The sequence below is a fragment of the Prevotella sp. 10(H) genome (genome assembly GCF_000711235.1).
Lineage (GTDB): Bacteria > Bacteroidota > Bacteroidia > Bacteroidales > Dysgonomonadaceae > Dysgonomonas.
In genome coordinates this window covers 348,438-363,691 of sequence record NZ_JOMI01000002.1, presented here as the reverse complement: position 1 = coordinate 363,691, position 15,254 = coordinate 348,438, and the positions used below count along the sequence as shown (strand labels likewise).

Annotated in this window: 14 protein-coding genes; 7 read left to right on the top strand and 7 right to left on the bottom strand. The window is 40.6% G+C overall.

What is annotated here, in order from left to right; genetic code table 11:
- Positions 1-149: 149 nt before the first annotated feature.
- The 5 genes from K348_RS0105125 to K348_RS18365 all read left to right on the top strand — a co-directional run bounded on the left by K348_RS0105125 (position 150) and on the right by K348_RS18365 (position 4,504).
- Positions 150-1,436, top strand: a complete 1,287-nt coding sequence (locus K348_RS0105125; protein ID WP_029903611.1) for an Nramp family divalent metal transporter — start codon at positions 150-152, stop codon at positions 1,434-1,436.
- 488 nt (positions 1,437-1,924) lie between these two features.
- Complete coding sequence (locus tag K348_RS0105120) at positions 1,925-2,377, top strand: hypothetical protein (protein WP_029903609.1); 453 nt, start codon at positions 1,925-1,927, stop codon at positions 2,375-2,377.
- 9 nt (positions 2,378-2,386) lie between these two features.
- Positions 2,387-2,686 carry a Dabb family protein gene (locus K348_RS0105115; RefSeq protein WP_029903607.1) on the top strand — a complete coding sequence of 100 codons (300 nt, stop codon included), beginning with the start codon at positions 2,387-2,389 and terminating at the stop codon, positions 2,684-2,686.
- Between the two features lie 7 nt (positions 2,687-2,693).
- Positions 2,694-3,359, top strand: coding sequence for a DNA alkylation repair protein (locus tag K348_RS0105110; protein ID WP_029903595.1), 666 nt, complete (start codon positions 2,694-2,696; stop codon positions 3,357-3,359).
- Between the two features lie 26 nt (positions 3,360-3,385).
- Positions 3,386-4,504: an HNH endonuclease gene (locus tag K348_RS18365; protein WP_051697630.1), complete on the top strand. Its 1,119-nt coding sequence runs from the start codon at positions 3,386-3,388 to the stop codon at positions 4,502-4,504.
- An 81-nt stretch (positions 4,505-4,585) separates the two neighbouring features.
- Here K348_RS18365 and K348_RS0105100 read toward each other — a convergent pair whose 3' ends face one another.
- The 3 genes from K348_RS0105100 to K348_RS0105090 form a co-directional block, all read right to left on the bottom strand.
- Positions 4,586-6,799: a TonB-dependent receptor gene (locus K348_RS0105100; RefSeq protein WP_029903591.1), complete on the bottom strand. Its 2,214-nt coding sequence runs from the start codon at positions 6,797-6,799 to the stop codon at positions 4,586-4,588.
- A gap of 84 nt (positions 6,800-6,883) precedes the next feature.
- A complete protein-coding gene (locus K348_RS18980; protein WP_081852516.1) occupies positions 6,884-7,345 on the bottom strand; it encodes a hypothetical protein in 462 nt (153 codons plus the stop codon).
- Between the two features lie 93 nt (positions 7,346-7,438).
- On the bottom strand, positions 7,439-8,422 hold the full coding sequence (locus tag K348_RS0105090) for a sugar phosphate isomerase/epimerase (RefSeq protein ID WP_029903587.1): 984 nt from the start codon (positions 8,420-8,422) through the stop codon (positions 7,439-7,441).
- Positions 8,423-8,496: 74 nt separating this feature from the next.
- On the opposite strand from K348_RS0105090, the gene K348_RS0105085 reads away from it, so the two are divergent.
- The gene (locus K348_RS0105085; protein WP_029903583.1) at positions 8,497-8,685 is read left to right on the top strand and encodes a hypothetical protein; all 189 of its coding nucleotides are present in this window, start codon (positions 8,497-8,499) and stop codon (positions 8,683-8,685) included.
- A 13-nt stretch (positions 8,686-8,698) separates the two neighbouring features.
- Here the strand turns inward: K348_RS0105085 and K348_RS0105080 are convergent, their stop codons facing one another.
- From K348_RS0105080 to K348_RS0105070, 3 genes are all read right to left on the bottom strand, one after another.
- Positions 8,699-10,012 carry a Gfo/Idh/MocA family protein gene (locus K348_RS0105080; protein ID WP_029903581.1) on the bottom strand — a complete coding sequence of 438 codons (1,314 nt, stop codon included), beginning with the start codon at positions 10,010-10,012 and terminating at the stop codon, positions 8,699-8,701.
- Between the two features lie 69 nt (positions 10,013-10,081).
- Entirely contained in the window at positions 10,082-11,236 is a 1,155-nt protein-coding gene (locus K348_RS0105075) for a Gfo/Idh/MocA family protein (protein ID WP_029903580.1), read from the bottom strand.
- Between the two features lie 104 nt (positions 11,237-11,340).
- Complete coding sequence (locus K348_RS0105070; protein WP_029903578.1) at positions 11,341-11,880, bottom strand: YcxB family protein; 540 nt, start codon at positions 11,878-11,880, stop codon at positions 11,341-11,343.
- 226 nt (positions 11,881-12,106) lie between these two features.
- Between K348_RS0105070 and K348_RS0105065 the strand changes: the two genes are divergently transcribed.
- Complete coding sequence (locus tag K348_RS0105065; RefSeq protein ID WP_029903576.1) at positions 12,107-12,721, top strand: hypothetical protein; 615 nt, start codon at positions 12,107-12,109, stop codon at positions 12,719-12,721.
- A 53-nt stretch (positions 12,722-12,774) separates the two neighbouring features.
- Here the strand turns inward: K348_RS0105065 and K348_RS0105060 are convergent, their stop codons facing one another.
- The gene (locus K348_RS0105060) at positions 12,775-15,246 is read right to left on the bottom strand and encodes a bifunctional UDP-N-acetylmuramoyl-tripeptide:D-alanyl-D-alanine ligase/alanine racemase (RefSeq protein ID WP_029903569.1); all 2,472 of its coding nucleotides are present in this window, start codon (positions 15,244-15,246) and stop codon (positions 12,775-12,777) included.
- Positions 15,247-15,254: the final 8 nt, after the last annotated feature.

Here is a 15,254-nt window from a genome sequence, read left to right as displayed (position 1 = left end):
TACTCTACTGATGAATAACGGGGAAAATGGACCGGATAGCACAGAGGAACAGCTTTTGGTTCTTTTCGCTAAAACAGACTATTGCTGTAAACAAACTATTAATTTTGCTGTTTAATCTAGTAAAGTGATAGAAAACACACTCGGAAAGAATGAAGAACCTTTTTAACAGAATAAAGAAAGACTATAACACTGTCAATCCCAAACAAAAATCGGGATTGCTGGAAATCCTCAAATATATCGGGCCCGGGCTATTGGTTACCGTGGGTTTTATCGACCCCGGCAACTGGGCGTCGAATTTCGCCGCAGGTTCCGAGTTCGGCTATGCACTGCTTTGGGTAGTCACCTTGTCCACTATTATGCTTATCGTTTTACAGCATAATGTCGCCCATCTGGGTATTGTCACCGGTCTGTGCCTTTCCGAAGCGGCTAATAAATATTTGCCGAGAACAGGTTCGCGGGTTGTACTCTGGTCAGCCATCGGTGCATCCATATCCACATCACTGGCCGAAATACTGGGAGGTGCCATCGCCCTGAATATGCTATTCGACATACCTGTTAAGGTAGGAGCGGTTATGGTCGCTGTCTTCGTATTCGTCATGATGTTCTCCAACTCGTATAAAAAGATAGAGCGCTATATTATCTTCTTCGTTTCCATTATCGGCCTGTCTTTTATCTATGAACTCTTTCTGGTCGACATCGAATGGGGCGAAGCAGCCAAATCGTGGGTGGTACCGTCTGTTCCGCAGGGGAGTATGCTGATAATTATGAGCGTGCTGGGCGCCGTAGTCATGCCGCATAATCTGTTCCTACATTCGGAAGTGATACAAAGCCGCCAATGGAACCTGAAAGACGAAAAGGTAATGGAGAAGCAACTGAAATACGAGTTCTTCGACACATTCTTTTCCATGGTTATAGGCTGGGCGATAAACAGCGCCATGATATTGCTGGCTGCATCTACGTTCTTTAAGCAGGGAGTTGTTGTAGACGATTTGCAGCAGGCTCATTCATTATTACAGCCTCTTTTGGGTAACAACGCTGTCATCATTTTTGCTATTGCCTTACTTCTGGCAGGAATATCTTCTTCAATGACCTCAGGCATCGCGGCAGGCTCCATCTTTGCCGGAATGTATGACGAACCCTATAACATAAAGGATATCCATTCACGTATTGGTGTTGCTATCTCACTTGGTGCTGCCCTGATAATTATCTTCATGATAGGCGACCCGTTCAAAGGACTGATTATATCACAGGCTATACTGAGTATGCAATTGCCGATTACGGTTTTCCTTCAGGTAAGGCTTACTTCTTCGACCGAGGTTATGGGGAAATATTCCAATCCTTTATCGACCAAAGTACTGCTTTACGGCATTGCTTCTATTGTAACATTCCTCAATATATTATTACTTGCCAGTTTCTTTATTGATATCAAGATATAAATCCCTTCTAGTAAATTTACATATTTTAACAATATATAGTTAAAAAGTAACGAAAGTAACGATTTTATAGCTATTAGCTGATAGCTTTTAGCCGTTAGCTTTTTGGTTTTCAATTTCACATTTACATTTATTAACCATATTTAGTTAAAAGGTAACGAAAGTAACGTATTTTTCAGTATCAGTCACCAGTTATCAGTCAACAACATCTCTTTGAGTCCTTGCGTCTTTGCGTCTTTGCGAGATACAATGTTAAAAGGTAACAAAAGTAACAGATATCTATCTTTTTCGCAGAAGCCTCCCTTTGGGAAGGTTGGAGGGACCACTAATCATTTCAAAGAGCTATAAGCTACAGCTAAAGGCTACCAACTACTTCTATATAGATAAATTTCTTTCACTCCTCCCATTCCTTTTACATTAATTACATACCGTAAGATTGCCTCTTTACATCCAAATACTTATCTTTAGCCCGTTATTTAAAATCAACGGATATGAAAAAGACAATACTCTTCATACTATGCAGCATTCTTATAGCAGGAATATCGGCAAGTTGCGGTTCAAAAACAAAGACCGATGAACAGGCAGAAACCACGTCAACAGACACGAAGACAGAAGCTCCAAAAGAAAAATTTATAAAACTGGCGGAAGAAACAAATAAAGATTTGCCGAAGCCCATGCCGGGAGGAATCAGGTTGGATAAAGCAGTGGCAGTATCTAAGAACGAGTATAAATACTGTTATACATTCACGCAGGTACCGACCGTTTCTGCAGAAGAATTTATCAGAAATGTAAAACCTATGCTTAGTCTTGCTTTGCAACAGATGAAAGGGAAAGATATTGATATGTTCAAAAGCGATAAAATGACTGTTATTTATGCTTACTATCTGATGGACGGTACCCTTTTCGCCGAAACGGCACTCTCACCCGAAGACTATAAAAAATAAATATATACAATGGTAAAACATATTGTAATGTGGAAGCTCAAAGAGGAAGCCCACGGAAATGATAAAGCGACAAATGCCCGCTTGGTAAAAGAAAAACTGGAAGCCCTCAGCGGTAAAATCGACGGACTCTTGAAAATAGAAGTAGGTATAGATATTCTCGGCGGAGGAAATTTCGATGTGGTACTTTATTCTGAACTGACAAACAAAGAGGCATTAGATACTTATCAGAATCACCCGCTGCATCAGGCAGAACTCCCGTTTATACGCGAAGCCGTTACGGACAGGAAAGCAGTAGATTACGAAGCATAAAAATCAAATGTACGAAGATATATTAAGGGATATACGCCAACGATGCCGTAAGGCTATGAACGGAGTGGCTTCTACAAGTATGCGCAAACGCGGCATGGCTTACAAGGTAAATTTCGGTCTGTCTATACAGCAGATAAAGGATTTATCCACACGATATGAGCCGAATGCTGAACTGGCAGAAACTCTATGGAAAGAGGACACCCGGGAATTGAAAATTCTGGCTACATTATTATACCCTATTGACGATTTCACCGTAGAAACAGCAAATAATTGGATTGCTTCTATTCATAATCAGGAAATAAGGGAACAACTATCACTCAATCTTCTACAGAATCTCCCTTTTGCCAATAAATTGGCGTTGGAATCGAGTAATAACGAAGATGAGGATATACGGACAACAGGGTACTGGCTGCTTGCGCGTTTATTTTTAATAAAGAAACTGGAAAAGCAATCAGCTGAGGCTCTCCACTCCGTTTGGAATGATGTAACTTCCGATAATATGTTTCTGCGAAATGCCGCATTATTAGCATTAAAAAATATCGGTCGGCAGTCGAAAGAAGAAGCGGATGCTATTTTAACGAAGCTGTCTATTTATAAAGATGATAGTGACTTGATAAAACAGGAAGCATATAATAGCCTTGCTTTTGAGTTTGAGTATTATTTTGACGAATAACCTTTATTTAAATCTTTACTCTAAGAATGGAACAGTTAAAAAAAGAATTGAAAACAAAATATAATTCAATTCGTTATTCTAATCTTATAAATAGAAAAAATAAACAGTGGTGGTTTACTATTTCGCCAAATTCATTTAGAGGTATTTTACATTTAATGCTTATAGATAAGCAATTGAATAGAATAACGATTCTTGAAATAAATATAGAAAAAGAATTAAAAAGTATTATCCCCAGAAAAGAAGGAGTCTATTTATCTGGACAATATGATTTATATTTCTTGCAGCATAATGAGGATTCTTTAAATATGAGATATTTAACAGATGAAGGATATATGGAAAAAGAAATCTCTAATAACATATTAGAAATAATAGAAAAAGATTATGAGATACCTCAAAAAGAAATATTTATTGAAACCATACAAGATTTGAAAGATAATCTTTTAACAATTGAAGCCTATATAGGAGATGATTTTTCTACTCAAGAAAGAGAATTTGCCCTATCTCTTATTCAAAAAGGGAAAAACCTAATCGCTTATAAAGTTCAAGATGAATGGCATTTTGCACCCAGTCGATTTATTGGCTACAAAGACAATGATATGCAAAAACATCTTGATAATGACACTAAAGATGGTAAAGAAACCACACCAGTTATCGAGAAGCTTGCAAAACAAAAACTTAATTATGACCCGAAAATAGAAGAAGCCTATATAAAATATTGTGAACTTTTAGATATAGAAGTATATCAAAATAAACGACAATACTGGTTCTTCGACTTTTCTGGTACACCTTTTGAAAAATTGGCGAATAATAATGGAAAAGAATACAAAGAAGGGCGAATTTTGGAAGGTAAGCATAAGAGAAGAGAACGCAATAGAAAATTAGTTGCTAATGCAAAGCGCAAGTTTAGAGATACGCATGATGGTAAAATCTTTTGTGAAATATGTGGTTTTAATTTTATGGATAAATATGGTATTGACTACATAGAAGTGCACCATTTAAAAGCTATCATGGATATGGAAGAGGACCATGGTACTAGTTTGGACAATGTTTGTTTAGTTTGTCCTAATTGTCATCGAGTAATTCATAGTCAATATCCATTTCTAGTTATAGATAAGGTAATAGAGTTAATGAATCAAAAAAGATAACTAATTCTATCATTCGTAATGAAACGAAACATGTCTTATAGAAAGATATCTCGCTTCACTAGAAATAAAATGATTAGTCACTCATTTCCCTATTGCATACCTCAACCCCACATAAAACTTCCGTCCCATTGTTGGGCCCCACACCATTGTGGCATCGAAGCTATCTCCGAAAGGATTTTCCGGTGAGATTATCGAATTCTTTTGTTTAAAGTCGGTGATATTCTCCGCACCGATATAAATACTCCAATCTCGGAAATTCTTTGTTATCTGTGCATTCAGTATCGTAAACGAATCGAATGTCGTATTCCATAACGGATTTACCGCATCGGGCGTAGGCATGCGTCCGCCACCATTAAATTGCGCAGTGAAGTCAAACACCCATTTTCTCAACTTCGTTTCATATGATGCTGTTGCCAATGCTTTATAATCACTCACAAGGGGTTTCTTCATTAACTTGCCACCATAGTTTGTCTTCGCATTCATCCAGCGGTAAGCCCCCAGTATATTAAATCCCTTAAACAAAGGATAAGAAGCCTCTACCTGAAAACTATTGGCGTAAGATTTCCCCTGTAAATTATAAAACATCACTGCGTGCGGATTGCTGTCTATATCCGTTACCACCTGATTATCGAAATCAGTACGGTACCATTCACCGGAGATAGTCAGTTCTTCATTATTAATTGGGATATGGAATGATACACTGGCACCATAGTTCCATGCCGATTCCTGTTTCAGGTCGTTAGCAATTTCTATTTTTCTGCTGCTGGCAAGGTAGAAACTGTTTTCTGGCATCACAAACACCGTTCGATATCCTTTCCCTGCCGAAGCCCTCACATTAAGCCATTCCACCGGCATAAATTTCAGGTGCAGGCGCGGAGTCACAAAGAATTTTTCGTGCAATGAACTGTAGTCGCCACGCAAACCAGCCAATGCTATAAATTTATCATTCAGATTGAAAGTATATTGCAGATAACCGCCTGTGGTTGTTTCCTCTCCTGGTTGATTGGTAATAGGCTGAGCCAGATATACGGACTCGTTGTATTTATCCCAGTTCATACTCAGGCCTGTACTCAGTTGGTGCATTTTACCAAGTTCGGTTTCGTACATCAACGAAGCGTAAAGGTTATTTCCGTACACATTATATTTATTAGCAGCAAATTGCGACTTCTGGTCGTGATACGAGCCTGTAAAAATCAGTGCCACATTGCCGTTCCGTTCCTCATCGATAATATAGGAATTCTTCGTATAGAATTCTCCGCGGTTTGCATTCACGGTTATTTCATACGGATTGTCTTTGTTTACGGAAGAGGGGGTGAGTGTATGCAGTGTCTGTCCGCTGGTACGGTAATCCTGTACGAAACGGAATCCATATTGCGAGGCATATCGTCCCGACATATAATGCCAGCGGTTCATCAGGTTGAACTGGTGCTTCTTCGGCGCATCGAGGAAACTATCGTCATTATCATCGTGTGAAGCCGTTTCATTCGAATAATGCAGAAATATACCTGTATTCAGCTTATCGTTCAGAATGAAAGCAGCATCGGCATTACCTTCATAGCGTCCGGCATCACTGGCAAATACATTCAGGCTCAGCGGGTCGGCACTATTCGGCTTTTTATATTCAACATTCATTTGCCCGGTAATAGATTCATAACCGTTCTTTACCGAAGCCGCCCCTTTGGATATCTGAATGCTTTCCATCCATGGGCCGGGGATATAGTCCAAACCATATATAGACGCAGGTCCTCGAAAGTTCGGATAGTTTTCGGTCAGTGTCTGTACATAAGTTCCGGCAAGGCCGAGTAACTGAATTTGCTTCGCACCTGTCACTGCATCACTGAAGGATACGTCCACCGACGGGTTCGTTTCGAAGCTTTCAGAAAGGTTGCAACATGCAGCGCGGTGCAGTTCCTTCGTTGTTATCTTTTCTGTTTGCAGGATGTTGGTTCTCGATTTTATTGTTCCCGGAGGAGTACGTTCTACAACGACTTCTCCAAGTTCTGTATTTTCTTCCAGCACAATATTCTGTACCTCTTTGAAGTCATGGATATGCAGCACCTTATCTTTAAAGCCGACATAAGATATAGTCAGCATATGGTCTTTGTGCGGCGTTCCGCTTATTTCGAAATAGCCTTTATCGTTAGTTACAACTCCCGTTTCTGCATTTTCCCATCGCACCATGGCACCTATCAGAGGCTGCTTCTGATTATCGTATACATACCCTTTCAGAATCTCTTTACCGAAACTAAAAATCGGAATAGCAAGCAGTAATATTAATAGTTTGATTGTTTTCATTTGATTCTCTTAATTAGTAATAAGTAGTAAACATGTATTTGTCACAAGATGAGACACATCCTGCAACACAATTAATAGAGAAAATCAAATGATGAGTACTCTTATAAAAGAAAGGTATTCCCTCGGGAGGATATCGGGAGGTGATTCGAACCGGATATATTCATCAGAATACTCTATCTTTTCGGGTAGTATATACGAAGTCGGAGTAAATGAAGCATCGGAAATCCACATAAAAGGAACAGATACATGCGGGCGAAACGAAGACGCATCGATATCTATCGATAAGCGGGATGCCGTACAATGGCTGTCCTGATCATAGCAAACAGTTTCACTTGTTTCATTCACAACCGCTTCATGTGACGAGCAACAACTCATTACTTCTTCGTTTTCAAATGATTCGGCGCAACATACATGTTGTCCGGTCATAAAAAGAGTCTGCCCACTGCACGACGTACAGCAGTAGTTCACTATCGTTACGCCCGCACCTGTAAGAAAGACAGTTACAGCAGCGACAAGGAGGATAAGTGTCTGTCCAAACTTTTTCATTCCGGTTACAAAGATAAATAATAATTTGAGCGAATCTGTAGATTAACAAACAGATTCGCTCAAAAACATTCATTCTCTTATAGATAACTATCTTTAAAACGATGCATCGAAAGCCATTGCCGAAGTATCGAAGTCGATATCCTTAACGAATTTACAGGATTCTATTGCTCCCTGACTTCTATCCATTGCACTATCCTCCCACTCTACCGACAACGGGCCGGTATAACCAATCCAGTTAAGAGCACGGATAATTTCCCCGAACTGTACCTTGCCATGCCCCATACTACGGAAATTCCAGTATCGGTGCGGGTCTCCGAATGTGGAATATCCGCCGAAAACGCCTATCTGCTTCGGGGTATCGCTCCAATATACATCTTTCATATGAACATGATAAATGCGCTCAGGGAATTGATAGATGAAATCTACATAGTCCACTCCCTGATATGCCAGATGGCTCGGGTCGTAATTAAATCCGAATGACGGATGATAGTTAATGGCTTCTAGAGTCCTTTTTGCTGAAAAAGTATCGAAAGCTATTTCGGTAGGGTGCACTTCCAATGCAAATTTCACTCCTAGTTCTTTATAGACATCCATTATAGGAGTAAAACGACGCGCAAAATCTTCATACCCTTTATCGATCATCTCCTTAGTTACCGGAGGGAAAGAATACAACAGATGCCAGATAGAGCTTCCCGTGAAACCGACAACGGTATTGATACCGAGCGCTTTAGCTGCATGCCCCGTACGTATCAATTCTTCGGCAGCACGTTGGCGAACTCCTTCGGGATCGCCGTCTCCCCAGATATGTTCGGGCAAAATGCTTTTGTGGCGTTCGTCTATATTGTCGCAAACAGCCTGACCGACAATATGGGTGGATATTGTAAATAATTTTAATCCGTTCTTTTCAATTATATCTTTAATACCCCTGTAATATGCAGGGTCAGTATTGCGTACATCCATGTGATTGGGAAGTCCTATCTCGACTCCGTCATATCCGAATTCGCGTGCTTTTTCGCAAACAGTTTCAAAAGGGAGGTCTCCCCATTGTAAGGTGTAAATAGTTACCGGACGTGCCATATGTTTATTTTTTTAGTTTATATAATACAGTTATACTAACGCACCCTGTCGGGTTTGTTTTTCATTTTGCCTTGATGCAAAACGAAACAAAAAATCAAGGCTGCAACCCTCGCAGACCCACCAACGGCTTACCGGCTGAAAGGAATACACGGGCTCCCGCCCGATTCCTTTCTATGCCGCTTTCGCCGGGTGTGTCCCCTGCTGCGGGTCAAAGGCCGCAATCGCAATGCGATGACAAGAATTATGAAATAGGCTCTTCGTAATTCTCATCGCATATTATACCTTAGGTAATTTCCAAGGATTACGATATTCCTTAACCAGATATTTATCGGCTTCCTTATCGTTAAAGGTCTTACCATTCCAAGTAAGTTTTTTACCTGTACGGTAGGCAATATTTCCGAGTTGGGAGAATTTAGCTATGTGTGCACCAATTTCGACACTTGCATTACAATTCCTGTTACGGGATTTGATACATTCCAGATGATTCTTCACATGCAGATTAAGTCCTCCTTCGCCATAAGATTTGGTTAATGCTACGGCTTCCATACGTGACTTTCCGTTTACACGTTCAGGAATTACTTCCCAGCCGCCACGGTCTATAACTAATGTACCGTTTTCACCGACAAAACCCAATCCGTGGTTACGTCCGTATGCCCCGTCGTCGATACCGATAGCATGATCCCACATAACGGTAAAATCGTCGAAAGTATAAATTGTCTGCAACAGATCCGGTGTTTCACAGGCATCGTCGGGATATCCGAATTTACCGCCCGATGCCATGATAGAATTAGGTGCAGTGACCTGCATGCCATATAATGCATAATCGAGCAGATGAACGCCCCAGTCTGTCATCAGACCGCCTGCATAATCCCAGAACCAACGGAAAGTAAAATGGAAGCGGTTACGGTTGAAAGGACGTTTCGGTGCAGGCCCCAGCCACATATCATAATCAACACCTGTAGGCACAGCCTCATCAGCCACTACAGGAATAGAAGGACACCAGCCCTGATAGGAGAATACACGCACTGTACGTATCTTACCCAGCTTTCCGCTATGCACAAAAGCCATTGCATCCTGCCAATGAGGGTCGCTTCGTTGCCATTGCCCTACCTGAACCACACGGTCATATTTCTGGGCGGCGCGTACCATTATATTACATTCTTCGATACTGTTACCCAACGGCTTTTCGCAATATACATCCTTACCTGCCTCACAGGCTGCGACCATTTGCAGACAATGCCAGTGGTCGGGAGTTCCCACAATAACAACATCGATATCTTTATTATCGATCAGTTCCCTCCAGTCTTTATACAAATGCTTTACTTTCTTGCCTGTTATCTTTTCCGTATCGGCAGCCCTCTCATTCAAAACGCCTGTATCGACATCCGACAGGGCGACACATTCTACTTCAGGATTGCGCAGGAAAGCTTTCAGGTCTTCAAATCCCATTCCTTTACAGCCGATAAGCCCGACATTTATTTTGTCGTTTGCGCTCACACGGCTTCTTTCCGCTCTTATAATATGAGGGCTAACGACTAATCCCGCACCCAATAGTGCGGCCTGCCTGATAAAATTTCTTCGTGTTGTCATAAGGTATGTTTAGGTTTTATGGTAATAGAATTAATATGATCGTGTTTTTCGGGAATAGAAGCTATTCAATCACTGAATCATCTTTACCCACTTCTCATTACTTGCCGATGCAGCAACAACAGTTTCTATAAACTGCATGCCGCGCACTCCTTCTTCAATGGACGGAAAATCGAGGTATTCAGGTTTCGGCTTTTCTCCTGCCAAGATACACTGCAGCGATAAAGCAAAATTTCGGTAGATATTCCCGAATGCTTCCAGATAACCTTCGGGATGCCCGGCAGGAACACGGCTATGGAACTGAGATACGGGTGACATATACCCTAAATTGGTACGGATTATTTCCTTCGGTCTGTCAGGCCACTTCATAATCATAGTATTCGGGTCTTCCTGACACCACTCCAAGCCTCCTTTTTCCCCATAGATACGGATACTGAAAGGATTTTCTTCTCCTACCGCTATTTGTGATGCAGCAAGCATTGCCCTTGCTCCGTTATCGTAGCGTATCATGGCTACACCGTCATCATCCAAGAGGCGGTTCGGAACAAATATGTTCAGTTCGGCGCACATTTCCACAGCTTTCAGTCCGGTGATATACTCAATCATATTGAATGCATGCACACCGATATCCCCCATGCATCCTGCTATACCCGATCGTTTAGGATCGACGCGCCATGCAGCCTGTTTATTCTCTCCGGCTACATCCTCAGCCAGCCAGCCCTGCGGATAGAGAGCATATATCCTGCGGATTTTACCGAGGTCGCCTCTCTGAACACGGAAGCGGGCTTCTTTCATAACAGGGTAACCTGTATAAGTATGTGTCAATCCAAAAAGTTTACCTGTTTCTTTTACTTTATCCCTTAACTGGTAGGCCTGTTCGAGAGTTAAAGTCATCGGCTTATCCAGCATAACATGGAAACCCTTCTCGAGGGCAAGCATAGCCGGTTCGAAATGAAGGCTGTTAGGAGTAACTATGGCTACAAAGTCCATACGTTCACCCTCGGGAAGCTGCGCTTCCTTTTCAATCATTTCCTTAAATGTAGGATACACACGATTCTCGGGCAGAAATAAAGATTCTCCCGTAGCTTTCGTATTCTCGAAAGAAGAACTGAAACTGCCGCAGACCAACTCGATTTGTCCGTCTATTAATGCTGCGATACGGTGTACAGGGCCAATAAAAGAGCCTTGTCCTCCACCGATCATACCCATTCTGATTTTCCTTTTCATGATAAAGATATTATTAGGTTATAATTGATTCAATTTATCACAAACGAATATTATAAGGCTAAACAATTCAGCTTCACAATTCTACCGGAAAATGAAAGATGCAACTATCTCCATTTCCAGTCGAGTTCTGAAACGTAAGGCACACCAAATTCTTCTGAGCATTTTTGCAGATGTCGCCTCACTTCCTCTTCATCCACCTGATCTTTGGGGATTATATAGTACATAGCTTTTGTCAGTTGTATAAAGAAATAATTGTCTATTTCGATAAAGCTTAGAAATTCTTTCCACCGGATAGAAGAATTACTTTTTTTATCAAACGATTCTAGTGTTTGTTCTGTTATTCTGAGAGTAGTGGTTCCGGCATCAGGATCGAAAAACTCATCGACATGCTTTCTCAGATAACGCCGATAAAACCACTTGGAATATTCGGAATAAAAAAAGAAAAATATAATTGCTGCCGCAAAAAAACCAATTGCCGTAGCAACACTATCTTTAAAGAAAATAAAACCCAACAATGTGAGTACGGCTAACAACAGGTATCGGACCCTTCTTCGTTGTTTTTTTATTAACGGACTTTTAGAAGCAACATATAATTGGAAGATATAGTTATCCTCTTTGCTTAAAGTATAATTGAATTCTAACATACAATGTTCCGGTTTCAATTTTAAACTGAAAAAGTAAAAATAATATTTTTTGTCTGTCTTTCAGCTTAATTACTTCTCTTTTAATAAAAAAGACTTTCTTATTATATGTTAAAATTACAATAAGTTACAGATCCGAATATTGGTCATGACAAAATTTTTCATGATAATAATATTCTAATATTTACATTATTGGTATATTTGTATATAATCATAAAACGGAAATCTTATGAAAGCGCCCAATAGTATCCGTGCAGCATTTTTTGTTTTGTTCTCAATTTTCCTTATTTCATGCAGCAATAACGAGGCTGACAACAATCCTGACTTTGACAATACATTTCCTGGCTATTATAAAATTGTTTCCATAACCTCCGAGCGCGGTATCGACATGAATAATGACGGTAGAGAAACCATTGATTTAATATCCGAAATGCGTAACTACAAAGACATTACAGTAACATTATTTCCTCTAACTTTCGACCCTGATTCACCGGGAAACTATGCAGAGATCAGACCTCTGCCTGGCAGTGCAAATAATGTCCGGCTTATTGATTTTCGTTATCCTTATCAGGTCTTCGTTAATGAGGAAGAAGGCGATTATACAACACTTACTTATCTGGATAGATTTACAAATTATTCATATGACTATGATTCTGACAAACAAATTAAAATCATAGATAATAATTCTGAATTCAATTCGAAATACGGCAAGGTAAATTCGTTAATGCGAATTAATGAAGACTCATTCAAAGTAGATTTAACCATTAATATCTATAATTTTAAAAAGAAAGCATGGGCTGAAGAGAATCTGGATATAATTTATACAAAAGTCAAAAATTATTAAGATAAAAGCCAATAACTTCGGTTATTGGCTGCAAGTATTCTATCAATTATCTATTACTCCTTATAATATATATGTTTTACACGGCTCGATATAGAAGTCAGTATTTCATACGGGATTGTATTTATCTTCTTTGCCAAATCTATAACAGGCAGTGATTCACCGAAAATAGTGACTGTATCTCCTTCTTTTACATTCTTACCTGTAACATCTATCATCGTCAGGTCCATACAGATATTGCCCACAATCGGAACTTCCTGCCCGTTTACAATAACACTACCCACACCGTTTCCGAATTGTCGGCTAATACCGTCTGCATAACCGATACGTATGGTAGCTATAGTCGCATCATGGTCGAAATGTCCTTTACGTCCGTATCCTACCGTTTCACCGGCCGGGATATGTTTTATTTGCAGGATAGTCGTTTTCAATGTGCATACATTGCGGAGCCCCTGCTTGCCGCTGGCACTCACACCGTACAGGCTGATACCGAGTCGTACCATATCCATTTGCTCCTCTGGAAAGCGTTCTATTCCTGCAGAATTTAAAATATGTTTCATTACAGGATAACGGCAGTTATTCTCTATTTCTGCCGCAATTTTCTTGAATGTTTTTATCTGCTGCAAAGTAAAATCGTCGAAGTTCCAGCTTTCACTTGCTGCCAGATGTGAAAATACGGATTGGATGCGCACCCCTGTCTGGTTTTTGATACGGTTCATCAGTTCGGGAATATCTTCTTCTGTGAAACCGAGGCGATGCATACCTGTATCTATTTTTATATGGATAGGATAATTGGTTATCCCTTGCAACTTGGCTTCTTTGATGAAAGCATCGAGTATCCTGAAATTATAAACTTCCGGCTCGAGTGAATAGGATGCCAGTTCTTCAAAGCCTCCCACTTCGGAATTAAGCACGATTATCGGCACTTTAATGCCATGTTTGCGCAGTGTAACTCCCTCGTCTGCAACAGCAACGGCAAGATAATCACATTTATGGTATTGTAATGTCTTCGCTACTTCCGACGAGCCTGTACCGTATCCGTCGGCTTTTACCATACATATCATCTTTGTTTTCGGGTTCAGTCGCGAACGGTAAAACTTAAAATTATGCACGATGGCATCCATATCTACATCGAGTACAGTTTCATGGGTTTTAACTTCCAGCAGTTTATTGATGCTTTCGAAAGAGAAACTGCGCGCGCCCTTGAGCAGGATAAACATATCATGGAAATCGTGCCATGCATTGGAATGGATAAATTCGTCGGTCGTATCAAAGAATATACTTTCGGTCTGCTTAAACAGGTCCTTATGCGCCGATATTTCTTTTCCGATCCCTATCAGTAAATCTATTTTCTTATTTACAACAAGGTTGGATGCGAGATAATAAAGTTCTTTCAACGCAAGCCCTGATTGTGGGATATCGGATATAATAAGCACTTTCTTTTGATCTCCGGCTGTGGCTCTCTGCGCCAGAAAATCCAGCGCTATGTTCAGCGAGTTTATATCGGAGTTATATGAATCATTTATAAGGGTCGTATTATTCTTCCCCTGCCGCACATCGAGACGCATAGCCACAGGCTCGAGTTGCGACATACGCTCATTAATATCGGGTAGTGAAACATGCAGGTAAAATGCTGTCGCCAATACATGAATAGCATCTTCTATAGAAGCATTATCCGAAAACGGAATCGTCAGGCGCGAGGCCATTCCCAGAATGGAATAATGTATATCGGTAGACTTGTCATGCTTCTCCACCTTCATAATATGCAAAGGACTCTTATTGGAGCCCTTGCGCGACCATGTAAGACGTTTATGCGACAGGCAGGCGATCTCCATGCATTCGTCTATCAGTTCATTTTCTTCCTCGCAGACTATTACATCGCAATTGATAAACAGCTCTAGTTTTTCCAGACATTTCTGCTTCATCGAGTTGAAACCCTCTTGATGTGCCTGCCCTATGTTTGTAAGGATACCTATTTTCGGATCGATAATAGCTTCAAGTTTAGACATTTCTTCCGGCTGGGAAATTCCAGCTTCGAAGATGCCGAGTTGCGTATTTTCGTTCATCTGCCACACCGACAAAGGAACGCCAATCTGCGAATTGTAGCTGCGTGGCGAATGTGTGATATTGAAATCCTGATGAAGCACCTGATACAGCCATTCTTTTACTACAGTTTTACCGTTGCTGCCTGTGATACCGATAACGGGTATATCGAACTGCGCGCGATGATAAGCCGCTATCCGCTGCAACGCAGCCAAAGGCTTGCTAACGATAAGAAAATTCGCATCTTCGAAATCATCCCATTCGGGATACATCTGAGATACGACAAAGTTGCGGACACCGAGTTCATATAGTTCATTGATATATTTATGTCCGTCGTTGTTCTTTGTAGTCAGGGCAAAGAATAAAGTTTCGGCCGGGTAAAACACCTGTCTGCTGTCGGTGAGTAAAATACTGATTTCGGCATCGTTCAGGTCAGAGGTGATGGCGTCGAGGATTTTCGCTATTTTATGTATAGAGTATTTCATGTGTTATC

What these genes read in the sequence shown, in the direction of transcription:
- K348_RS0105070 (WP_029903578.1), bottom strand. Translation starts at nt 11,880, where the DNA reads ATGTTAGAATTCAATTATACTTTAAGCAAAGAGGATAACTATATCTTC.
- K348_RS0105075 (WP_029903580.1), bottom strand. Translation starts at nt 11,236, where the DNA reads ATGAAAAGGAAAATCAGAATGGGTATGATCGGTGGAGGACAAGGCTCT.
- K348_RS0105090 (WP_029903587.1), bottom strand. Translation starts at nt 8,422, where the DNA reads ATGGCACGTCCGGTAACTATTTACACCTTACAATGGGGAGACCTCCCT.
- K348_RS0105065 (WP_029903576.1), top strand. Translation starts at nt 12,107, where the DNA reads ATGAAAGCGCCCAATAGTATCCGTGCAGCATTTTTTGTTTTGTTCTCA.
- K348_RS0105125 (WP_029903611.1), top strand. Translation starts at nt 150, where the DNA reads ATGAAGAACCTTTTTAACAGAATAAAGAAAGACTATAACACTGTCAAT.
- K348_RS18365 (WP_051697630.1), top strand. Translation starts at nt 3,386, where the DNA reads ATGGAACAGTTAAAAAAAGAATTGAAAACAAAATATAATTCAATTCGT.
- K348_RS0105060 (WP_029903569.1), bottom strand. Translation starts at nt 15,246, where the DNA reads ATGAAATACTCTATACATAAAATAGCGAAAATCCTCGACGCCATCACC.
- K348_RS0105085 (WP_029903583.1), top strand. Translation starts at nt 8,497, where the DNA reads ATGCAAAACGAAACAAAAAATCAAGGCTGCAACCCTCGCAGACCCACC.
- K348_RS0105120 (WP_029903609.1), top strand. Translation starts at nt 1,925, where the DNA reads ATGAAAAAGACAATACTCTTCATACTATGCAGCATTCTTATAGCAGGA.
- K348_RS0105080 (WP_029903581.1), bottom strand. Translation starts at nt 10,012, where the DNA reads ATGACAACACGAAGAAATTTTATCAGGCAGGCCGCACTATTGGGTGCG.
- K348_RS0105110 (WP_029903595.1), top strand. Translation starts at nt 2,694, where the DNA reads ATGTACGAAGATATATTAAGGGATATACGCCAACGATGCCGTAAGGCT.
- K348_RS0105100 (WP_029903591.1), bottom strand. Translation starts at nt 6,799, where the DNA reads ATGAAAACAATCAAACTATTAATATTACTGCTTGCTATTCCGATTTTT.
- K348_RS0105115 (WP_029903607.1), top strand. Translation starts at nt 2,387, where the DNA reads ATGGTAAAACATATTGTAATGTGGAAGCTCAAAGAGGAAGCCCACGGA.
- K348_RS18980 (WP_081852516.1), bottom strand. Translation starts at nt 7,345, where the DNA reads ATGAAAAAGTTTGGACAGACACTTATCCTCCTTGTCGCTGCTGTAACT.